The organism is Marinobacter sp. F4216 (assembly GCF_019931195.1).
Taxonomy (GTDB): Bacteria; Pseudomonadota; Gammaproteobacteria; order Pseudomonadales; family Oleiphilaceae; genus Marinobacter; species Marinobacter suaedae.
Genome location: NZ_JAIOUO010000009.1, coordinates 142,977 through 163,425, shown reverse-complemented (window position 1 = coordinate 163,425; position 20,449 = coordinate 142,977). Strand labels below are relative to the sequence as shown.

Below are 20,449 nucleotides of genomic sequence, written 5' to 3'. Positions count from 1 at the left end.
GGGCCTTGATTCAGACTATGCCTCGCATCCTGATAGTAGAAGACGAAGACATCATCCGCTCAGCGGTTCGCAAGCTCCTGCAGCATGCGGGCTACGAAGTGGCTGATGCCAGCTCTGTGGAAGAGGCAGAGACTCTGGAACCCGATCAATTTGACCTAATCATTTCCGATCTGCGCCTGCCTGGCGCAGCCGGAACCGAGCTGATCAATCGGGCACCCGACACTCCGGTCCTGATCATGACCAGTTACGCCAGCCTGCGCTCGGCGGTGGACTCCATGAAGTTGGGCGCGGTGGAATATATCGCCAAGCCCTTCGATCATGACGAAATGCTGGCCGCCGTTGAAAACATCCTGGCCCAGAACCCGACGGAATCGCGTCAAACATCCAAAACGCCGGATGCCGGACAGAAAGAACAGCGAGACCCTGCCGGCATCATGTTTGGGCATTGCGACCCCATGCAGCGGGTATTCACCCTGATCCGCAAGGTGGCGCCCACAGAAACCACGGTTCTTATTAACGGCGAATCAGGCACCGGAAAGGAGCTGGCCGCAAGGGCGCTGCACCTGTTGAGCCCCAGGGCTTCCAAACCCCTGATTTCGGTCAACTGCGCTGCCATCCCCGAAAGCCTGATTGAGTCGGAACTGTTCGGGCATGAGAAAGGTGCCTTTACCGGAGCGGTATCCGCCCGCACCGGGCTGATTGAAGCGGCGGACGGCGGCAGCCTGTTCCTGGACGAGATCGGCGAACTGCCGGCAGAAGCCCAGGCGCGTCTGCTGCGCGTGCTTCAGGAAAGCGAGATCCGCAAGGTCGGCTCCACCCAGAGCCGGAAGGTAAATGTGCGGATGATCGCGGCCACTCATCGAAACCTCAAGGCCATGACCAGCACCGGCGAGTTCCGGGAGGACCTGTATTATCGACTGAATGTTATGCAGATCCGCATCCCCCCCCTGCGGGAACGCAAGAGCGACATTCTCGGCTTGGCCAAACGTTTCCTGACCCGGCAGGCTGAGAAGATGGGCAAGCCCTACTTGAATCTGAGCCCCCAGGCGATGCAAACGCTGGAGCGCCATCGCTGGCCGGGCAACGTGCGGGAACTGGAGAACGCCATTGAGCGCGCCACCATTCTGTGCGAAGGCGACGTTATCACGCCGGATCTGCTGGACCTTGAACTGGAATTCGGTGATGAACAAATCCCTGAAAGCCTGGTCTCCGGCAATAATGTACAGCCCCGTTCAACGGACAACGACAACAGCAGCGATCTGTCCCTGGAAGATTACTTTCAGCACTTTGTTCTGGAAAACCAGGACCGGATGAGCGAGACCGAATTGGCCCAGAAACTGGGCATCAGTCGAAAATCCCTCTGGGAGCGGCGCCAGCGCCTTGGCATTCCCAGAAAAAAGACATCCGGCAATTGAACAATCACATAACGGAGGCCCGCTCCCTCTCAAACTGTGAACATCAACTCATTTGTTACCTCGATGTTCCCCACGGTAACACCCCCCCAAGCAGAAACGCGAATCCGGTAACACATAGGGCAGGAACTAGGTAACACTACCTACCACAAAAAAAACAAATCATTGTTATATAAGGATTTTAAAAAACTGGCACGCACCCTGCTATCTCAAGAGCGCACAACAACAAAAACAAGATCGGATGTGCAGCAGCCAAACAAAAACAAAAAAGCTGCCAGAAAGCGTTCATCAACAAAAACAAGAAAAGAACGCGAGCGAACTGAGTGTTTTGGGTGCTTGGCTTTTTAGTGGTCCCACAGCATGTGCGAGTTGTAGATGTAGAGAAGAATCGTCCAAGAGGCGACGCTACAGCTACCTCAGACCTGCACAATGTTTCTGACCACTCAGTGTATTCAAAGCTTTCCGTTTGCTGGTATTTATCCTCTGGTTGAGGATAAGCAAAGGGGTAAAAAAAAGAATAATCCCGTTAACAACAAGAACAACGCAGATCGTCAACGCTTTCGAGGCGGATTCGTGAAAACGGATCCGCCTTTTGATTATCTGGCACCCCGTTTTTCCCCGCCCCGGCCAGACATGGGAAAATCCCTCCCAAACCGTTACACTTGCGCCTCGGCAAAACGCAACCACGGATTTCAATGCCTAGAAAACTCGTTGACAAGCTCCGTTCACTGATCCCCAGCAACGGAAAAAAGAGAGCGCGAAAATATCAGCGCAGGGAAGTTCCCCGCGACCAGCACAATGTGTCCCGATCGGTCATCAGCGAACCCGCCAAAAAGGTTCTGCACAGACTGAACAAATCGGGTTACGAGGCCTACCTGGTGGGCGGCGGCGTGCGCGACATTCTGCTCGGCGGCAAGCCGAAAGACTTTGATATCGCCACCAACGCCACTCCCGAAGAGGTCCACGGCCTGTTCCGTAACTCCCGGCTGATCGGCCGGCGATTCCGCATTGTGCATGTGGTCTTTGGCCGGGAAATCATCGAGGTAACCACGTTCCGCGGCAACGCTGATTCAGTCGATCAGGATACCGCGCCCCGGGATGCCCGCCAGACCAGCGAGCACGGCCTGCTGCTGCGGGATAACGTTTATGGTTCCCAAGAGGAAGATGCCCTGCGCCGGGATTTCACGGTGAATGCGCTCTACTACTGCATCCGTGACTTCAGCGTGATTGATTTTGCTGGCGGTATCGAAGACCTGCAGAATCGTCAGCTCCGACTGATCGGAGACCCCGACACCCGCTACCGGGAAGATCCGGTACGGATGCTGCGGGCCATCCGCTTCGCCGCCAAGCTGGGTTTCGACATCGAGCCGGAAACAGAGGCACCGATTCGCGAGCTGGCCCCATTACTGTCCCATATACCGCCTGCACGGCTGTTTGATGAAGTGCTGAAGCTGTTCTCGGCCGGACATGGCGAAGCAACCTACGATTTGCTCAGTCGCTACAACCTGCTCGCACCTTTGTTTCCGGAGACCGTCAGAGCCCTTGACGGTGGCGCTTCTGACGAACTGATTCGAGAGGCCCTGCGCAATACCGATGCGCGCATTGCCCAAGGCAAATCCGTAACCCCTTATTTCCTGTTTGCCGCCATGCTCTGGCCCGCACTGCAAGTGGAATGGGCACGCCGGCAGGATAACGGCGACCCTGTTCAACCTGCCCTGCACGGTGCCATTGGCAAAGTGATTGGCCGCCAGGTTCAGGCTACGTCGATCCCAAAGCGGTTCTCCGGTCCCATGAAAGAAATCTGGGAAATGCAGATGCGCCTGCCTCGCCGGCAGGGTAAGCGAGCCTTCGCCACGATGGCACACCCTCGCTTCCGTGCCGCTTACGATTTCCTGCTGGTGCGCGAAGCCGCCGGTGAGATCGAGCCGGGACTCGGCCAGTGGTGGACAGAGTTCCAGGAAGCCAACGATCGTGACCAGGAGCGCATGCTTTCCCAGTTGAGCAGCGATGCACCCAAGAAGCGTCGGCGCCGGCGCAAACCACCCGCACAAAAAAAGGCTTCCCAGTGAGCACGGATGCCTTTGTCGGGCTGGGCAGCAACCTCGAAGACCCCACTGGCCAGCTGGCACGTGCTGTGACGGAGCTGGCCAGCCTGCCAGATACCCTTCTGGTGGCCCAATCGCCATTTTACGCCAGCCGACCAGTCGGGCCTCAGGATCAGCCGGATTTCGTCAATGGCGCAGCCTGGCTGAAAACCTCTCTGTCTGCTCACATTTTGCTGGACCACTTGCAGAACATTGAGCGCCATCACGGCCGCCAGAGAATCCGCCACTGGGGTCCGCGCACCCTGGATCTCGATCTGCTGCTGTTCGGGCAGGACCTGATCGATGATGCGAGGCTCACCGTGCCCCACAAGGAACTCCCCAACCGGGATTTCGCGCTCCAGCCGCTACTCGACCTGAATCCCGATCTCATCCTGCCGGACGGCCGTCCTCTGGCAGAGCTTCGCCGGCAATGTCCGGATAATTCCCTGCGCAAACTGCCACCGATCGACCGATCGCCCTTCGACAGTCGCTAGACGCCAGTCTGCGGGCATCACGGCACTGCACCACGTTGGGTTCGTGTTACTATTGCCTCAGTTATACCCCGGAATTACCCTAGGCACTTCAAAGCCGGTGACCCCGGCGAAACTTCGGGCTCATCCACCCACAAGGCAAGGATTCTATGGCTGTTACCATCAACACCCTGCGTGAGTACAAACAAAAGGGCGAAGCCTTTTCCGTTCTGACCGCTTACGATGCCACTTTTGCCCAAGTGGTCAGCGAAGCCGGTGTCGATGTCATCCTGATCGGGGATTCACTTGGCATGGTTCTGCAGGGCAACGACAGCACGCTACCAGTGACCATGGAGCAGATGGAGTACCACACTCGCTGCGTCGCGCAAGGCAACCGTGGCGCCCTGATCATGGCGGATATGCCATTCATGACCTACGGCACCGTGGAATCCGCCCTGGAAAACGCCGCACAACTGATGCGGGCCGGTGCCCATCTGGTCAAGCTGGAGGGCACGGACTGGATGAAGGACACCATCCGCGCTTTGAGTCAACGCGGCGTTCCGGTATGCGCCCACCTGGGTCTGACCCCGCAGTTCGTCAACAAATTTGGCGGTTACAAGGTTCAGGGCCGTGACGAAAAAGCCGCAGAAATGATGATAGAGCATGCCTGCGAACTGGTCGCCGCCGGCGCCGACATTATTCTCCTTGAATGTGTGCCTGCACCTCTGGCAGCGCGTATCACTCAGGCGGTCAAGGCGCCGGTCATCGGCATCGGCGCGGGATCGGAAACCGACGGGCAGGTGCTGGTACTGCATGACATGCTCGGTATCACCCCCGGACGCAAGCCTCGCTTCGTAAAGAACTTCCTGGCCGAAGCAGGCTCTGTACACGAAGCCATTAGCACCTACGTTTCCGCCGTTCGCGATCGCACATTTCCTGCCGAGGAGCACACGTTCAAGGCATGAGAACTGTACAGTCCTTAAAAGAACTCCGGACCATCCTCCGCGGTTACCGCCTGCAAGATAAAACCATCGGCCTGGTACCGACGATGGGCAACCTGCACGAGGGGCATCTTTCTCTGGTTCGCAAAGCCTGCGAAGCCGCTGACGTGGTGGTTACCAGCATCTTCGTAAACCCGATGCAGTTCGGTGCCAGCGAAGATCTCGACAAATACCCGCGAACCCTCGCCGATGACCAGGAGAAACTGGAAGCGGCCGGTAATACGCTGGTGTTTGCTCCGTCGATCGACGAGGTCTACCCGGAAGGCCTGGCCAAACAGACCCAGGTCGTTGTGCCTGACGTCAGTGACGGCCACTGCGGTGGCAGTCGCCCCGGGCATTTCGAGGGGGTAGCGACGGTAGTAACCATCCTGTTCAACATGGTCCAGCCCGACATCGCCGTCTTTGGAGAAAAGGATTTTCAGCAACTGGCCGTCATCCGGAAGCTGGTTCAGGACCTCTGCATCCCGGTTGAGGTCATAGGCGCGCCTACGGTCCGTGACGACGACGGCCTGGCAAAGAGCTCCCGAAACAGCTATCTGTCCGAAGAAGAAAGACACATAGCGCCGGTCGTGTACCGCACGCTTGAAGATACGGCGCGCAAACTGGGGAATGGCCGGTCCGATTTCCCGGCACTGGAGAACGAGGCCAAAAATGCGTTGATTCAGGCCGGATTACGCCCCGATTACGTCAACATTGTGAACAGTGACACGCTGAAGCCCGCCACCAGTGAGGATACTAACCTTACCGTGTTGGCGGCTGCCTTCCTCGGCACCACCCGCCTGATTGACAACGTGACGATGACTCGAGGCGACCTGGCGAAAAGGAATTCATGATGCCCTCCACGTCCGCAGACCCGACCCAGACTCCCGAGTGGCGTACGCTTGAGCAGCACAGGGACCAGCTGCTCTCCCTGCCCATGAAGCAACTCTTCGAAAACGATCCAACCCGTGCTGACCGATATTTCATCGAGGCCGCGGGCCTGTCTCTGGATTTCTCCAAGAACCGGCTCAATGGCGACATCCTCGAAGGCCTGATGGCTCTTGCCCGCGCTTGCGGACTGGACGAAAAGCGCTCCGCATTATTAAGCGGCGAGCGGGTTAACAGGACCGAAGATCGCCCGGCCTTACACACAGCTCTGCGTAAACCCGCCGATCATTCGGTACTCGTTAATGGTCGGGACGTGGTGGCCGAGGTACATGCAACCCTGAACCGGATGGAGCGTTTTGTTTCCGGCATCGCCGAACACGCCATCGTCGGGTACAGCGGAAAAGCGTTCACCGACATTGTCAGCATTGGCATTGGCGGTTCTTACCTTGGCCCGAGGCTCGTGTGCGAAGCACTCAAACCGTTCCAGCAGACCGGGATCCGCTGCCACTTTGTTGCCAACATCGATGGCACCGATATTTGCGAGACCCTGCAACAGGTCGATCCCGAAACCACCCTGTTCCTGATTCAGTCAAAATCTTTCCGAACCCGGGAAACACTGGAAAACAGCAAGGTCGCCCGCCAATGGTTCGTGGAGCAATGCGGCGACCATGACGCCGTTGCCCGGCATTTTATGGCGGTGACCGCCAACGTTGCCGCCGCCGAAGAGTTTGGGATCGACGAGAAACAGGTTTTTCCGATGTGGGATTGGGTAGGTGGCCGCTACTCGCTGTGGTCCGCCATCGGCCTGCCCATTGCGCTGACGATTGGCATGGCCAACTTCCGGGCCCTGCTTGCCGGTGCCCATGCGATGGACGAACATTTCGCTGAAGCCCCGCTGGATCAGAATCTCCCAGTGGTTATGGCCATGCTGAGCATCTGGTACAACGACTTCTGGCAGGCTGGCACCCACGCCGTTATCCCCTATGACGAATACCTGCAGAGCTTGCCGGACTACCTCCAGCAGCTCGACATGGAGAGCAATGGCAAGGGCGTGACCGCGCAGGGTCAGCCAGTGAGCACCGACACCGGACCGGTGATCTGGGGCGGGACTGGCTCCAACGGCCAGCACGCGTACCATCAGCTGATCCATCAGGGCACCCGGCTGATTCCTGTCGATTTCATCATCCCGCTCAAGACCCACAACCCGGTGGCCGGGCACCACGCCGACCTGTTTGCCAACTGCCTGAGCCAGTCCCAGGCCATGATGGCGGGCAAATCGCTGACCGAGGCCCGCTCAGAATTAGCCGATGAGGGCCTGAGCACGAGTGAGATAGACAGACTGGCACCCCATAAGGTGATTCCGGGTAACAAGCCCAGCAACACGCTGATTATGGAGAAAGTGACCCCAGAGACTCTGGGTGCGTTAATTGCGCTCTACGAACACAGGACCTTTGTGCAAGGGGCAATCTGGGGCATCAACTCGTTCGACCAGTGGGGCGTTGAACTGGGCAAGCAACTGGGCAAAAAGATTCTGCCGCAGCTGACGGGCGAACAGGACGTTCAGGCTGACAGTGACAGCTCAACCCACCACCTGATCCGGATGTTCCGTTCAGCGAACGACCTCTGACAACTGGCGTTCACGCCATGCAAAGCTGACTGGCCGAAGCTGCTGGCATGCATTGTAAGCCCGCCAGAGTTCGAGGTAGGTCTGGCCGCACGTCGGATGCAGCCGGTCCGGCGCAAGGTCGGCCAGAGGCTTTAACACAAAGGCATTTTTCAGGATCTCGGCACGGGGTAACTCCACACCATCTACGATCCCGACCTGTTCACCGTAAGTAAGGATATCCACATCCAGCGTCCTTTCTCCGGCACCTTCCTCACCGCGACGCCGGCCATGGGCATCTTCAAGTGCCTTTAAACGATCCGAAAGCTCCCCGACCGTCCAGTCCGCCTGAAAGGCCGCCACCATGTTCAGATAGGGCGCACCGACGCCCCCAACGGCGTCACTCTCATATACAGGCGAAAGGTCCAGGGCACCGAACCAGTCAGACAATGCGTCCAGGGCAACACCAAGATGGTGCTCGCGGTCGACATTACTGCCTATACCGACGAATACCCGGACGCCATCGCTCATCAGCGCTGTCCCCGTTCGATGCGCACGCCAACTGACTGTGCCGCAGGCACGGCACCGGGCTTTCTCAGAGTGAGCCGTAACCAGGAAATTCCGAACACCTCCTGAAGATCTCCAGCCAACACCTCAGCGCCACGCTCAAGCAACTGAGGTTTCAGCTCTCTCAGGCAGGCAACGACCCGCTCACTGACGGCCGCGTAATCAAGGGCATCGCTGACGTCGTCGGTCCGCCCGGGGAGTTGATTGTCCCAGGCCATCTCCAGATCCACGAGCAATCGCTGATCCACCCTCCGTTCCCAGTCATAGACCCCAACAACCGTCTCAACTTCCAGACCTTCGATCAGAACACTATCTGCCAAGAGAACTCCCGTGCTATTCCACTCTTTGCCAATTGAACCCCACATAACCAACGTTTACTGTTGAAACACTGATCAGGAATCAACCACTAGTTTCTCACACCCGAACAAGGACGTCTGTGTCCGAGAGTTTCCGATGATTGCACTCGAACCGCCCATTGTTACCGTTTTGCTGTGCGCAGCTGCCTACATCATGGGCTCGGTACTGTTTGCCCTGCCAGTGAGTCAGTGCTGGGGCCTGCCGGATCCGCGCGCCCAGGGTTCGGGCAACCCCGGTGCAACGAACATCTACCGGATTGGCGGTTGGCAGCCGGCAGTGGCAACGCTTGCTCTGGATGCTGCAAAAGGCTGGTTTCCGGTATGGCTGGCACACAACAGTGGGCTGTCAATCACGGCACAGGCCATGGTTGCCCTGTGCGCCGTGACCGGGCACATGATTCCGGTCTTCTATCGATTCAAGGGCGGAAAAGGTGTCGCCACCGCCCTTGGTGCCGGGTTGGCGCTGGCACCGGCCACCACACTGACAATGACGGCCATCTGGACAGTGGTGATGTGGCGGTGGCGCATTTCAGCACTGGCATCGCTTATCGCTGTTGTCAGCGGCCCGGCAATCAGCGCATTGGTAGAACCGGACACCCTGCCGCTGTTCGGCCTGCTGACGCTCCTGATCGTGGTGCGTCATCGCAACAACCTGATTCGGCTGGCACAGAATCGGGAGTCCGGACTCTAAAACGGACCAGCAGTCAGTCCACCAGACCGCTGGATCTCGGTTCGTCGATGGCAGGCAGAGCATTCATAGGCCAGCGGGGTACGGCAACAATCCGTTCTCCGTCCCGCTGTCCAGCGGCCAATCGCTGGGCACCGGCGTAGGCAATCATCGCCCCGTTATCTGTACAGAACTCCGGCCGGGCATAGAACACATGGGCATCATGCTTGCCGGCCATTTTTTCGAGCGAAGCTCTCAAGCGACGATTGGCACTGACGCCACCGGCGATAACCAGGCGATCGCATCCGGTCTGCTCGAGTGCCCGCCGGCATTTGATCATCAGCGTATCAACTACCGCAGACTCGAACGCCAGGGCAATATCGGCACGAGTCTGGTCCGACAACGTCCCTTCTTCTTTCTGGGCAGCATGTACCGTATTCAGGGTAAAGGTTTTGAGACCGCTGAAGCTGAAATCCAGCCCGGGGCGATCGGTCATCGGCCGGGGAAATTTGTAGCGTCCCGGCGTTCCCTGCTCGGCCAGTGCCGCAACCCGGGGCCCGCCGGGATAATCGAGCCCCAGCATCTTGGCGGCTTTGTCGAAGGCTTCTCCGGCTGCGTCATCAACTGACTCTCCGAGCATTTCGTAAGCCCCGATACCATCGACTCGCACAAGCTGGGTGTGGCCACCGGACACCAACAGCGCGACAAACGGAAACGCCGGCGGATTTTCTTCCAGCATGGGGGCCAGTAAATGCCCCTCCATATGGTGAACACCCAGAACAGGTATTCCCAAAGCAAACCCAAGAGCATGTGCAACGGAGCCGCCCACCATCAGAGCACCAATCAGGCCAGGCCCGGCGGTGTAGGCAATGCCTTCGATATCCCCCCGCGTCCGACCCGCGCGCTCAAGCACCTGGTCACACATGGGCAGGAGTTTGCGAACATGGTCCCGGGACGCCAGTTCCGGCACAACGCCGCCGTAGTCCGCGTGCATATCAATCTGACTGAATAAGGCATGTGCGAGCAGACCATGTTCTGTGTCGTATAACGCCACACCTGTTTCGTCACAGGACGTCTCAATACCAAGGATCAGCATAAATATCCGGTGCCACCATCATCGACGGAGTTATCTGAGGGCGGTAAGTCTACCAGAAACCCGAAACGTACCGTCAGTTTCATAGAACAAACATTGACCTGAGCATGAGCCAAGCGCTATGATGGCCGCCCTAAAATACGCACTGGTCGAGTTTTAACCAATCTGACCAGGGATCGAGCCGACCAGGCAATGCCAGTCGGAGCAAACAAAACCGAATCTAATCAGGTAGGTGATTTTCGAATGCCAGCTGTCAAAGTGAAAGAGAATGAACCGTTTGACGTAGCACTGCGTCGCTTCAAGCGTTCTTGCGAAAAGGCGGGTGTCCTGTCCGAAGTACGTCGTCGTGAGCACTATGAAAAGCCGACTACTGTTCGCAAGCGCAAAGCAGCTGCTGCCGTTAAGCGTCATCTCAAGAAGCTTCAGCGGGAACAGCGCAAGTTCGAGCGTCTGTATTAATTTTTGACAGACCTCGCTTGACTGCAACTTGATCGATTGCCTGTTTGGCCTCAGGCTAAACAGAGCAATTTAAAAATGCCGCCGAGGCCTGGCTTCGGCGGCATTTTTAGCTATGGCCACTTTCCCAACCCGCGGTTTTCCTGGAGTCTTCATGAGCGGACTGATCCCTCAGCGTTTTATTGAAGACCTGCTTGATCGTATTGATCTGGCAGAGCTGATCGGTTCCCGCATTCAACTGAAAAAAGCCGGCGCAAACTATAAGGCCTGCTGCCCGTTCCACGACGAAAAAACACCGTCGTTCAACGTTCGGCCAGACAAAGGCTTTTACCACTGCTTCGGTTGTGGCGCCCACGGCGACGCCATCAGTTTCATCCGGGAACTGGAAGGCCTCAGCTTCAACGAGGCGGTGGAAGACCTGGCCAGGCGAGCGGGAATGGAAGTGCCCTATGACCAGGCGGCGCGACAAGAGATGCAGCAATCACGGTCACTGACCGATGCGCTGGAATTCGCCAACCGGTTCTACCAGGCCTCCCTCGCCGGCCCCCAGGGTGGCTTCGCCCGGGACTATCTCACCCAGCGGGGGCTGGATGACAACATTATTCAGCAATACCAGCTGGGTTTTGCCCCTGGCACTGGCACTGCATTGTTTGACGCCACACCCGCGGACCTCAAAACCGGCCTGACCGAAACAGGCACGGTTTCGGACAAGTATGGCCGCCCACGGGACCTGTTCCGCAACCGGGTCATGTTTCCGATTCGCAATACCCGGGGCAAAACAGTGGCCTTTGGAGGCCGCACTCTGGGGGATGACAAGGCCAAGTACATCAACTCTCCGGAGTCTGATGTGTTCCACAAAAGCCGGGAAGTCTACGGACTTTATGAGGCTCGGCAAACGCTCAGGCAACTGGACAAACTGCTGGTCGTGGAAGGCTACATGGATGTCATCGCACTCGCGCAGCATGGCATTCACTACGCGGTGGCAACGCTTGGAACGGCGACCAACCAGGACAACCTGAGCGCGCTTTTAAAGCACGTGCGTCACATTGTGTTCTGCTTCGATGGCGACCAGGCAGGCTTCCGCGCCGCGGACCGGGCCATGGAAAACGCGCTCGAACTGATGGCTGACGGCCTGCACCTGCAGTTCCTGATGCTGCCGGAGGGCGAAGACCCCGACACACTGGTACGGAAAGAAGGTCGCGAAGCCTTTGAAGAGCGGGTGCAAGGGGCCACACCCTTCTCCCGCTTCCTGTTTGAGCGGCAGAGCGAGGGACTCGATCTTGATTTGCCGGAGAACCGGGGCGAACTGAGATCCCGTGCGGAGCCGCTGCTGAACAAAATGCCCAAAAGCACCCTCCGGGATGCCATGTGGCACGAAATGCTTCGTCTGTGCAGCAACCGAAAGCGATGGCAGGACCGCAAAGGCGACTACAAGGGCAACTGGTCGAAAGACCGGAAGAATCGGGTCACCGAGGAACGCATTGACGTTCGGCTCAGCAAGGACAGCGTGTTGTGCCTTGCCCTGCTGGAATCGCCGGACCTGGCAGCAGACGTCTCGGAGCTGGCCAGAAGCTCCAGGCAGTTCCGTCGGGCACTGGACTTCGCAGACTGGATCACCGGCCAACAGATCAGCGACAAGAAAACGCTGGTACGGAAACTGGCATTTGATCGACAGGCCAGAGAACGGTTCTACCACATGTTCGACGACATCGAACATATTCCCCCGAGGGAAAGCACACTGGATGCCGCACGGGAACTTCTGAGCCCCAATGAGGAAGCATCCAGACAACAGCGACTGGCAGCACTGTTACGCAATTTCGCCAACCTCTCCAGTGAGGAGCGAAAGGAACTGAGAGACCTGAGCAATCGCGCTCAGTAACAGCAACACTTGAAACTAGCTGAACCGATCACCATCTAAGCAGTCGGTGGCAGCGTATTTGAGCGACAGCTATAATGGCTGTTTAAGTTTTTTTCCTTCAAGAGCGAGTTCACAGGGTGTCTATGGCGGGCAATTCGCAAAAATCACGTTTGAAAGACCTCATTGCACGGGGCAAGGAACAAGGTTACCTGACCTATGCTGAGGTAAACGATCACCTCCCGGAAGACATCGCTGACCCGGATCAGGTCGAAGACATCATTCGCATGATCAACGACATGGGCATCCAGGTAACTGAAGAAACACCGGATGCCGACACCCTGCTGATGACAGAGGGTGATTCCACCGCTGACGAAGCGGCCGCGGCTGAAGCAGCAGCGGCACTGGCGGCCGTGGAAACCGACGCTGGCCGCACGACCGACCCCGTTCGTATGTACATGCGGGAAATGGGTACCGTCGAACTCCTGACCCGCGAAGGCGAGATTGTCATCGCCAAGCGTATTGAAGAAGGCATTCGAGATGTCATGGCCGCTGTCGCCCACTTCCCGGGCACAGCCAGCACCGTCATCCAGGCTTACGAGCGCATTCTTGAGAACGAAGGGCGCATCAGTGACATAGTCACAGGCTTCCTCGATCCGGACGATGCCGAGCCGTTCATGGGTGAAGAGAGCACGGCTGACTCATCCAACGACTCTGCCGATTCCAACGACGACGATGACGATTCCGACAGCGACGAAGAAACGGACAACGGCCCGGATCCGGAAGAAACCCGACTGCGTTTTGAGCTGCTGAGGGAAAAGCTGGACGCTGCCGAAAAAGCCCTGAACAAACACGGTCGCGGTCACAAGAAAACCCAGGAAGCCCTGAACGAACTGGGCCAGGTATTCGCGCCGTTCAAACTGGCCAATAAAGCGTTTGACGAACTGGTGAACGTTGTCCGCTCAACCAACGAGATGGTTCGTGAAAACGAGCGCGCCATCATGCAGATCTGTGTGCGCGACTGCAAAATGCCTCGCAAGGACTTCATCAAGACCTTCCCGGGCAACGAAGTGAATCTTGACTGGGCAGCGGACATTTCTGGCAGCAAGAAGCCCTACGCCGGCGCCATCGCCGACCGTGCCGACGAAATCACTCGCCTGCAGAAGCGTATCCAGCACCTGCAGACCGATGTCGACCTGGACGTTGCAGATATCAAGGAAATCAACCGCCGGGTTTCCATTGGTGAAGCCAAGGCTCGCCGGGCGAAAAAAGAAATGGTCGAGGCCAACCTGCGTCTGGTGATCTCCATTGCCAAGAAGTACACCAACCGCGGCCTGCAGTTCCTTGACCTGATCCAGGAAGGCAACATCGGCCTGATGAAGGCGGTAGACAAGTTCGAATACCGTCGCGGCTACAAGTTCTCCACCTATGCGACCTGGTGGATCCGTCAGGCCATCACCCGCTCCATCGCGGACCAGGCCAGGACCATTCGTATCCCGGTTCATATGATCGAGACGATTAACAAGCTGAACCGCATTTCACGGCAGATGCTGCAGGAAATGGGTCGTGAGCCCACCCCGGAAGAACTGGGTGAGCGCATGGACATGCCAGAGGACAAGATCCGCAAGGTATTGAAGATCGCCAAAGAGCCGATCTCCATGGAAACTCCGATCGGCGACGATGAAGACAGCCATCTGGGGGATTTCATCGAGGACATCCAGGCCCTGTCGCCGGTGGATTCCGCCACGGCCGAAGGCCTGCGCGAAGCCACCCGCTCTGTGCTGGCCGGCCTGACCGCCCGGGAGTCCAAGGTATTGCGGATGCGTTTCGGTATCGAAATGAACACCGACCATACCCTGGAAGAAGTCGGTAAGCAGTTCGACGTAACCCGGGAGCGTATTCGTCAGATCGAAGCCAAGGCCCTGCGCAAGCTGCGCCACCCGTCCCGCTCCGATCACCTGCGCGGCTTTATTGACGATCAGGGTAACCCGTCATAACTGCTTGAACAGTAGCGGGCGCCCAACCTCCCCGGTATAATGGCGCCCGCCTGTTTCCTCTCCGGAAACATCCCTTCAAAAGCAGACGCTTGCATGGGCCTATAGCTCAGTTGGTTAGAGCAGGGGACTCATAATCCCTTGGTCGCTGGTTCGAGTCCAGCTGGGCCCACCATTTCTTACCCCCAAAGAATTCCCCGGAACTCAATCCTCCAATAACCCTTTATAAATTAGGGCATTATCAACCCAACACATTCCTGATAAATCCAATGCGAGCCGATAGAAACCAAGGTATTTAGGGGGTATTGTTAGGGGTATGCTTTCCGAGCTGTGATTTTTCAGCCAAAAAATACCCCCAACTTGGAGCCCTTCCTATGGCCAGAGCAGCCAATAAGCTGACAGAAACAGCCATAAGACACGCAACGTTCAGCAAGTATGGCAAGCGGAAAAAGCTGGCTGATGGCGCAGGCCTCTTTCTGGACGTTCAAAAGGCTGGGCGTTATTGGCGAATGAAATACCGCTACAGCGGGAAAGAAAAGCTATTAGCTTTGGGGGTATATCCTGAAATTTCCCTCAAGGAGGCCCGAATAAAGCGCGACGAAGCGAAACGCCTTCTAGCTAACCATATTGATCCAGTAGCCCACCGCCAGCGAGAGAAAATAGTCCGAATAAAAGCCTCTGCCACAACCTTCAAAGCTGTAGCGCAAGAATGGCTGGAACAAGTGCATAAGAAAAGCGTGGGAGCCACCACCTATCCCAAGAATGAACGCCGCCTTGAAATGTACGCCTACCCCAAGCTAGGCCGATTTCCGATTTCAGAAATAGAGCCTCCCGATGTACTGGCGGTATTACGGGAGATCGAGGGCAAAGGCCACGTAGACAACGCCCACCGACTAAAAACGCTCATTGGCCAGGTGTTCAGGTACGCCGTAAGCACAGGCCGTGCACAACGGGACGTTACAGCTGACCTCAGAGGGATACTCCCCGCCCCAAACGTCAAACACCACCCTGCTGTCACCACACCCGATGAAATAGCGGCCATGCTAAGAACAATAGATACGTATTGGGGAAGCCCCACCGTGTGCTTAGCGCTCAAGGTTTCCCCTTATGTTTTCCTGCGCCCCGGAAACCTTCGACAAATGCGCTGGGATGAGATTGATTGGATGGCGAAAACATGGACTACCGATACCACCAAAAACGGCGAGCCGCTAATCGTCCCGCTGGCAGCCCAGGTAATTGAGCTACTCCATGAGTTAGAGGGAATTAACGGCAATAGAGAATGGGTTTTTCCCAGCGGTCATGGTAGAGGACGCCCGATGAGCGAGAACGCCATTACAGGGGCCCTGAACCGCCTTGAGCTACAAGGGGTCATGACAGCTCATGGCTTCAGAGCGATGGCAAAGACAGTGCTGACAGAGCGCCTTGGCTTCAGAACCGCAATCATTGAAATGCAGATGGCCCACAGAGTTAGGGACGTTCACGGCAGAGCCTATAACCGAACCACCTGGCTACCAGAGCGCAGGGAAATGATGCAGCAGTGGGCCGACTACTTGGACAGCTTAAAGACCCGTCATGGTTCGACCACCTAACCAAACCGATGCAAACGACGCTTACTTTCATGGAGCAACCTAAGCAAGCGAAGCATTGGTTGTTTTGCTGACACTCAGGGTGCTATAAAATATTGAATCTAATTCGAGCTATCCTTCATTATGGTGTTTGCAGTGTCGCCAGAACTGGACTTCTCAGAGCGGGACTTTACCATTCCCGCCATCTCTCCTTATCAGGAGATGTGTGCCTATGAGGCCCTCTGGGTCCGGAAAGGATCGACGTTCAAAAGGGTCGCGGACCTTTTTCGGGATGTGCCCTCTTGTCTGCCTTCAGAACTGGTATCAGAGTCCGAAATCTTAGAGGCGAGTACCCGCCTTAACCAACTCTTTACGAAATACCAACTTGAGGACTTGGGTGTTCGAGTCGAGGGAAGTATCGAATACCCCTCCAAGCTAAAAGACGCAAGGAATCCCCTCCGTGTTTTCTACTACCAAGGTTGGTGGGATCTAATAAGCACACCGAGCGTCGCGGTAGTGGGTGCCAGAAAAGTTTCGGAAAACGGTATCCGCAGGACACGAAAGCTTGTAAACCATCTGGTAAATGATGGTTTTACTATCGCATCGGGATTAGCCGAAGGGGTAGACACGACAGCCCATGAAACTGCCCTAGCCGCTGGCGGTAAGACTTTTGCGGTGATTGGAACGCCTCTAACCCATATCTATCCTAAAAAGAATCAGGCATTGCAGGAGAGATTAAGAAAAGAGTTCTTAATCATTAGCCAAGTACCTTTTCTGCGATATGAAACGCAAGACTATCGATCTAACAGGGCATTCTTCCCTGAAAGAAACATCACGATGTCTGCGTTGACTGACGCGACTATTATTGTCGAGGCGAGCGACACTTCGGGAACCTTGTATCAAGCGAGAGCGGCGATAGATCAAGGCAGAAAGCTATTCATACTCGATAGCTGTTTTAGGAACACCTCAATCACGTGGCCGGAAAAATATCTCAAGAAGGGCGCCATTCGGGTGAGAGACTACGAAGACATAAGGAAAAACCTGCTCAAATGACATACAGGTTTACCAAAGTTGACTCTCAAGTACTCGACCAACACTACTATTTGTCGAGCGAGGACGAATGTTTTTGTCTGGGCGAATACACCGCGAGAGGCGGTTTCGCTGCAAGCGAGATGAATCAACTTATTCTGAATCTCAAGAAAGGAGTCGATAGACGAGGAAGGCCCGAGTACCGCTATAAGACAGAAGCAATCGACACTATCGCCGGTTTTTTTTCTAAAGGAATCAAACTGGAACAACTCAGCTTCATTCCTGTACCTCCATCCAAGAGCAAACAAGACCCTCTCTATGATGACAGGATGTGTCAGATCCTTCAGAAAATGCAGGAACTCAACCCTAATTGTCACTGGGAAGAACTCATAGTCCAAACTCAGTCAACTGACGCTAACCACACCTCCGCGAACCGTAAGCGCCCCGAGGAAATAGAGGCCCTCTACGAAATCAAAGATTTTGACCCGCAAGATTTCCGTCCCACTGTAGCCATACTTGACGACATGCTCACGACAGGAGCTCACTTCAAGGCAATGCAGCGAAAGCTCCAGGCAGCACTTCCCAAACACCGCATAGTTGGATTTTTCGTGGCTCGTCGTGCTGTCGAAGAAGACGATTTCGCCGCTTTGTTCGAACAGTCCTAATTGAGCTACGCTCCAATGATCTACTCCCATTTAGCTTAACCGCTTCTCGATTTCTATGACTTATTCGTGCGGAGACATGGGCAGAAAAAACGGATAATAAGCAGCCAAGAAGAAGCAAAAGCAAACGCTCGCCCCATTGTTGATATAACCTCGAAAGCCTAAACACATGGGCTCCATTAGAAGATTTAAGGGGACTCGTGACAGAAACGACTATTCCTACATCGGATCGATTCAGAGGGTACGCCAACACTATCCGGGCATTTCTTCAGGAAATGCACGATACTTACTCAGATTACCGCAGCCTTGAATTCGATTCCCCAGAACAACAACAACGTACGAGGGAATGGCTTACTTGGATAGGATCCGACTATAAACAAAGCCATTCTACAACCCTAGAGCGCCTTAATTCTGAATATGCGGATGTAAGCAGCTACTGGGCATCAGATCCCGCCTACGCCCTAGCCAAACGCAAAGTTTTAGCAAGAAGCGAAGAACAACATCCTTTCGATGCTGTTACTGAACGAGTACTCGGGATAGCTAAAGCACGCTGCTGGCAAAGCATTCCATTCACCTTGATTCGAAAGTACACGGAAGCAAATCTAAAGTGGCAACAAGCCCTATCCCTAACAGCTGCTAATTTCCTCGACGGTACGAGCTATCGAATAGCGGTAGAAGCACGAGAATCTGTGATTAGAGCCTCCGAGCTTCTCGATAGTCTTGATAAGGAGCTAGAAAAACCAGAACTGGCTTATTTCTCTGACCTCCCCGAATGGCCAGCTGGAAATGAATTGGCCAAGCGTTACCTGAAAGGCTTAAAGCGTTATCTGCAATCCGAGCCATTTCAAAAGTCCCTAAAACGTCGAAAAGATAAAGACCTTTTAGCCAGGATAACGGCAAACGAGCTATTCGAGGCTAACTATTGGGCCTTTGGAAAAGAATACAAAAGCGTGGTCTTTATACTGCTAGGATTATCCGTTTTCGATGAAGCGCTAGGACTGGAGCCAAAAACTCTTGAGAGAATATCCTCTAAGAGAGATGACTTGCGGCTAGCAATGCAGAATGCCTGGTCCGACTCTAGGCGCCAGGCGTCAGACAGAAAAACCTCAAGATTAAACGTTTATTCTGACCCCAGAATACCAAACCTAAATCGGACGATTTAGGAGACTAAACGACGGCACGAGAAACCTCTTTTTGTCGGTTACCAGCAGAACTTAGGCTGCAAAAATTCTTCCGTATTCCATACAAGTACGGGAGAACCCAATATGAACCACGCACTACCTCGAGTACCACAACCACGAACCTCAGGCACCCCCCAGCAGATTGACCGCATGTTGCGCCGTAAGGAAGTAGAAGCTGTTACTGGGCGCAGCCGCAGCGCTATCTACGAAGGCATGGCCGCCGGAACATTCCCTAAAGCCGTTAAAATCGGAGCGCGAGCTGTAGCGTGGCCCGAATCAGCCATACGTCAATGGATCGCAGAGCGCATGGGAGATGCAGCATGAAAAAAGAAGCGCCCGCCACCACAGCAAAGCGCCTGCGCCATCTTATCACCGCGCGGCTTTACCGGTTAATAGTCGCATTGCTCGCAGGGCCACTCCCCCGTGAAACCGCAGACCGAGTAGCAGGAGCCAGCAACAGTCCTCACTACATCCAAGAACTGAGGAGAAGCTTCCTTTTAAAAATCGATACTGAGCGAGTAGAAAAAATAGACCGCGATGGTTTACTTACTCGCCCTGGCGTTTACCACCTCTTGCCAGAGTCACGTGTACTGGCGAGACACCTAATCCAGCCAGACTCACCAGCCTCATCAGAAGCTGATAAGGTGGCTTAGCGATGGCTAAGGACCGACGCGCAAGGATGACTGGGAAGGCGGGGCGATCCCCCTTCTTGGGCATCCCTCACCCCGTTATAGACAGCCAGGCATACAAAAGCCTAAATGGCTGGGCGGTAAAACTACTTGTCGATATTGCAGCTCAGTTTAAAGGCAACAACAACGGTGATCTCTGTGCCGCATGGTCAGTGATGCGAGATAGGGGCTGGAAATCGCCAGGGACGCTAGACAAGGCCCTCAAGGCGCTACTCAGTAGGGGCTTAATTGAGATAACTAGGCAGGGAGGCCGCAACCGTTGTTCGCTTTACGCCATAACCTGGCGACCGATAGATGAATGCAAAGGCAAACTTGACGTAAGACCTACCCAAGGGCCAAGTGCTCTTTATCTAAATCCACCTAAAATAGATGAACTGAAAAAGGCAGCCTAAAACGCAATCGTTGCACGCTATCAGTATCGACTTGCTCTCTATTTGTATCAGTGCCCATGAATCTGCCCCCGAGATTGGGGGCATTACCCGCCATGTGTATCGGTCAGGCCTCCAACCCGACCCTCAGTAGTCGCAATTCGTATACCTTTATAATTTACCAAGGGGCGAAGCCTTACCTTCTAATACCGTTCAATCCTGAACAGATGGGTGGGGGGGTGCAAAAGTTCCGCCCCCTTATCAGCAAGACCGCCTGCATACAGCAAATTAATTACTAACTCACTTCAGAAGAGATTTTCCAACAAGCCCCCTGCGCCCAAGTCATCCGAACTAGAGCGACACTCCAAATTTTCTGCCGCCGCACGCCTAGAGAACCCGGAAGGATTTACACAAAAACCGTCACCCCAATTTACACAATCTAAAACGGCCCAATTTATTAGCTGTGATTTCAATAACTAGCAATTGGCACCAATAGTGCTATACAGGAATAACGGACAACAAACGGAGAA

Annotated in this window: 18 protein-coding genes and 1 tRNA gene; 16 read left to right on the top strand and 3 right to left on the bottom strand. The window is 55.3% G+C overall.

Translation table 11 applies throughout. The features are described from left to right. The first annotated feature begins 17 nt into the window (after positions 1–17). The 6 genes from K8I84_RS16710 (at position 18) to pgi (ending at position 7,461) form a co-directional block, all read left to right on the top strand. Complete coding sequence (locus K8I84_RS16710; RefSeq protein ID WP_223795908.1) at positions 18–1,415, top strand: sigma-54-dependent transcriptional regulator; 1,398 nt, start codon at positions 18–20, stop codon at positions 1,413–1,415. Positions 1,416–2,107: 692 nt separating this feature from the next. Continuing rightward, positions 2,108–3,481, top strand: a complete 1,374-nt coding sequence (gene pcnB, locus K8I84_RS16705; protein ID WP_223795907.1) for a polynucleotide adenylyltransferase PcnB — start codon at positions 2,108–2,110, stop codon at positions 3,479–3,481. Next, positions 3,478–3,990, top strand: coding sequence for a 2-amino-4-hydroxy-6-hydroxymethyldihydropteridine diphosphokinase (gene folK, locus K8I84_RS16700; protein ID WP_223795906.1), 513 nt, complete (start codon positions 3,478–3,480; stop codon positions 3,988–3,990). The genes pcnB and folK (K8I84_RS16700) overlap by 4 nt, the downstream gene beginning before the upstream one ends. A 146-nt stretch (positions 3,991–4,136) precedes the next feature. After that, a complete protein-coding gene (panB, locus tag K8I84_RS16695; protein ID WP_223795905.1) occupies positions 4,137–4,931 on the top strand; it encodes a 3-methyl-2-oxobutanoate hydroxymethyltransferase in 795 nt (264 codons plus the stop codon). Continuing rightward, positions 4,928–5,800: a pantoate--beta-alanine ligase gene (gene panC, locus K8I84_RS16690; protein WP_223795904.1), complete on the top strand. Its 873-nt coding sequence runs from the start codon at positions 4,928–4,930 to the stop codon at positions 5,798–5,800. The genes panB and panC overlap by 4 nt, the downstream gene beginning before the upstream one ends. Next, on the top strand, positions 5,800–7,461 hold the full coding sequence (pgi, locus tag K8I84_RS16685) for a glucose-6-phosphate isomerase (protein WP_223795903.1): 1,662 nt from the start codon (positions 5,800–5,802) through the stop codon (positions 7,459–7,461). The genes panC and pgi overlap by 1 nt, the downstream gene beginning before the upstream one ends. Here the strand turns inward: pgi and folK (K8I84_RS16680) are convergent. Both folK (K8I84_RS16680) and folB read right to left on the bottom strand, forming a co-directional pair. Beyond that, on the bottom strand, positions 7,444–7,968 hold the full coding sequence (gene folK / locus K8I84_RS16680; protein WP_223795902.1) for a 2-amino-4-hydroxy-6-hydroxymethyldihydropteridine diphosphokinase: 525 nt from the start codon (positions 7,966–7,968) through the stop codon (positions 7,444–7,446). The genes pgi and folK (K8I84_RS16680) overlap by 18 nt on opposite strands. Next, positions 7,968–8,324, bottom strand: a complete 357-nt coding sequence (gene folB / locus K8I84_RS16675; RefSeq protein ID WP_223795901.1) for a dihydroneopterin aldolase — start codon at positions 8,322–8,324, stop codon at positions 7,968–7,970. Before folB ends, folK (K8I84_RS16680) begins: the two co-directional genes overlap by 1 nt. A 133-nt stretch (positions 8,325–8,457) precedes the next feature. Here folB and plsY point away from each other — a divergent pair, with 133 nt between their 5' ends. Further along, a complete protein-coding gene (gene plsY, locus K8I84_RS16670) occupies positions 8,458–9,051 on the top strand; it encodes a glycerol-3-phosphate 1-O-acyltransferase PlsY (RefSeq protein WP_223795900.1) in 594 nt (197 codons plus the stop codon). A gap of 13 nt (positions 9,052–9,064) precedes the next feature. Here plsY and tsaD read toward each other — a convergent pair whose 3' ends face one another. Further along, positions 9,065–10,123 carry a tRNA (adenosine(37)-N6)-threonylcarbamoyltransferase complex transferase subunit TsaD gene (tsaD, locus tag K8I84_RS16665; protein WP_223795899.1) on the bottom strand — a complete coding sequence of 353 codons (1,059 nt, stop codon included), beginning with the start codon at positions 10,121–10,123 and terminating at the stop codon, positions 9,065–9,067. 240 nt (positions 10,124–10,363) lie between these two features. Here tsaD and rpsU point away from each other — a divergent pair, with 240 nt between their 5' ends. The 9 genes from rpsU (at position 10,364) to K8I84_RS16620 (ending at position 19,186) form a co-directional block, all read left to right on the top strand. After that, complete coding sequence (rpsU, locus tag K8I84_RS16660; RefSeq protein ID WP_223795898.1) at positions 10,364–10,579, top strand: 30S ribosomal protein S21; 216 nt, start codon at positions 10,364–10,366, stop codon at positions 10,577–10,579. Between the two features lie 151 nt (positions 10,580–10,730). Further along, positions 10,731–12,455 carry a DNA primase gene (gene dnaG / locus K8I84_RS16655; RefSeq protein WP_223795897.1) on the top strand — a complete coding sequence of 575 codons (1,725 nt, stop codon included), beginning with the start codon at positions 10,731–10,733 and terminating at the stop codon, positions 12,453–12,455. Between the two features lie 122 nt (positions 12,456–12,577). Continuing rightward, positions 12,578–14,428 (top strand): RNA polymerase sigma factor RpoD, encoded by a 1,851-nt coding sequence (gene rpoD / locus K8I84_RS16650; protein ID WP_223795896.1) that lies wholly within the window; start codon positions 12,578–12,580, stop codon positions 14,426–14,428. Positions 14,429–14,523: 95 nt separating this feature from the next. Beyond that, positions 14,524–14,600: transfer RNA gene (locus K8I84_RS16645), tRNA-Ile, on the top strand. A gap of 199 nt (positions 14,601–14,799) precedes the next feature. Beyond that, positions 14,800–16,014, top strand: a complete 1,215-nt coding sequence (locus K8I84_RS16640; protein ID WP_223795895.1) for a tyrosine-type recombinase/integrase — start codon at positions 14,800–14,802, stop codon at positions 16,012–16,014. A gap of 132 nt (positions 16,015–16,146) precedes the next feature. Then, complete coding sequence (locus tag K8I84_RS16635) at positions 16,147–17,043, top strand: DNA-processing protein DprA (protein WP_223795894.1); 897 nt, start codon at positions 16,147–16,149, stop codon at positions 17,041–17,043. Then, a complete protein-coding gene (locus K8I84_RS16630) occupies positions 17,040–17,684 on the top strand; it encodes a hypothetical protein (RefSeq protein WP_223795893.1) in 645 nt (214 codons plus the stop codon). Before K8I84_RS16635 ends, K8I84_RS16630 begins: the two co-directional genes overlap by 4 nt. Before the next feature lie 197 nt (positions 17,685–17,881). After that, on the top strand, positions 17,882–18,844 hold the full coding sequence (locus K8I84_RS16625) for a hypothetical protein (protein WP_223795892.1): 963 nt from the start codon (positions 17,882–17,884) through the stop codon (positions 18,842–18,844). 102 nt (positions 18,845–18,946) lie between these two features. Then, complete coding sequence (locus tag K8I84_RS16620) at positions 18,947–19,186, top strand: helix-turn-helix transcriptional regulator (RefSeq protein WP_411722692.1); 240 nt, start codon at positions 18,947–18,949, stop codon at positions 19,184–19,186. Positions 19,187–20,449: the final 1,263 nt, after the last annotated feature.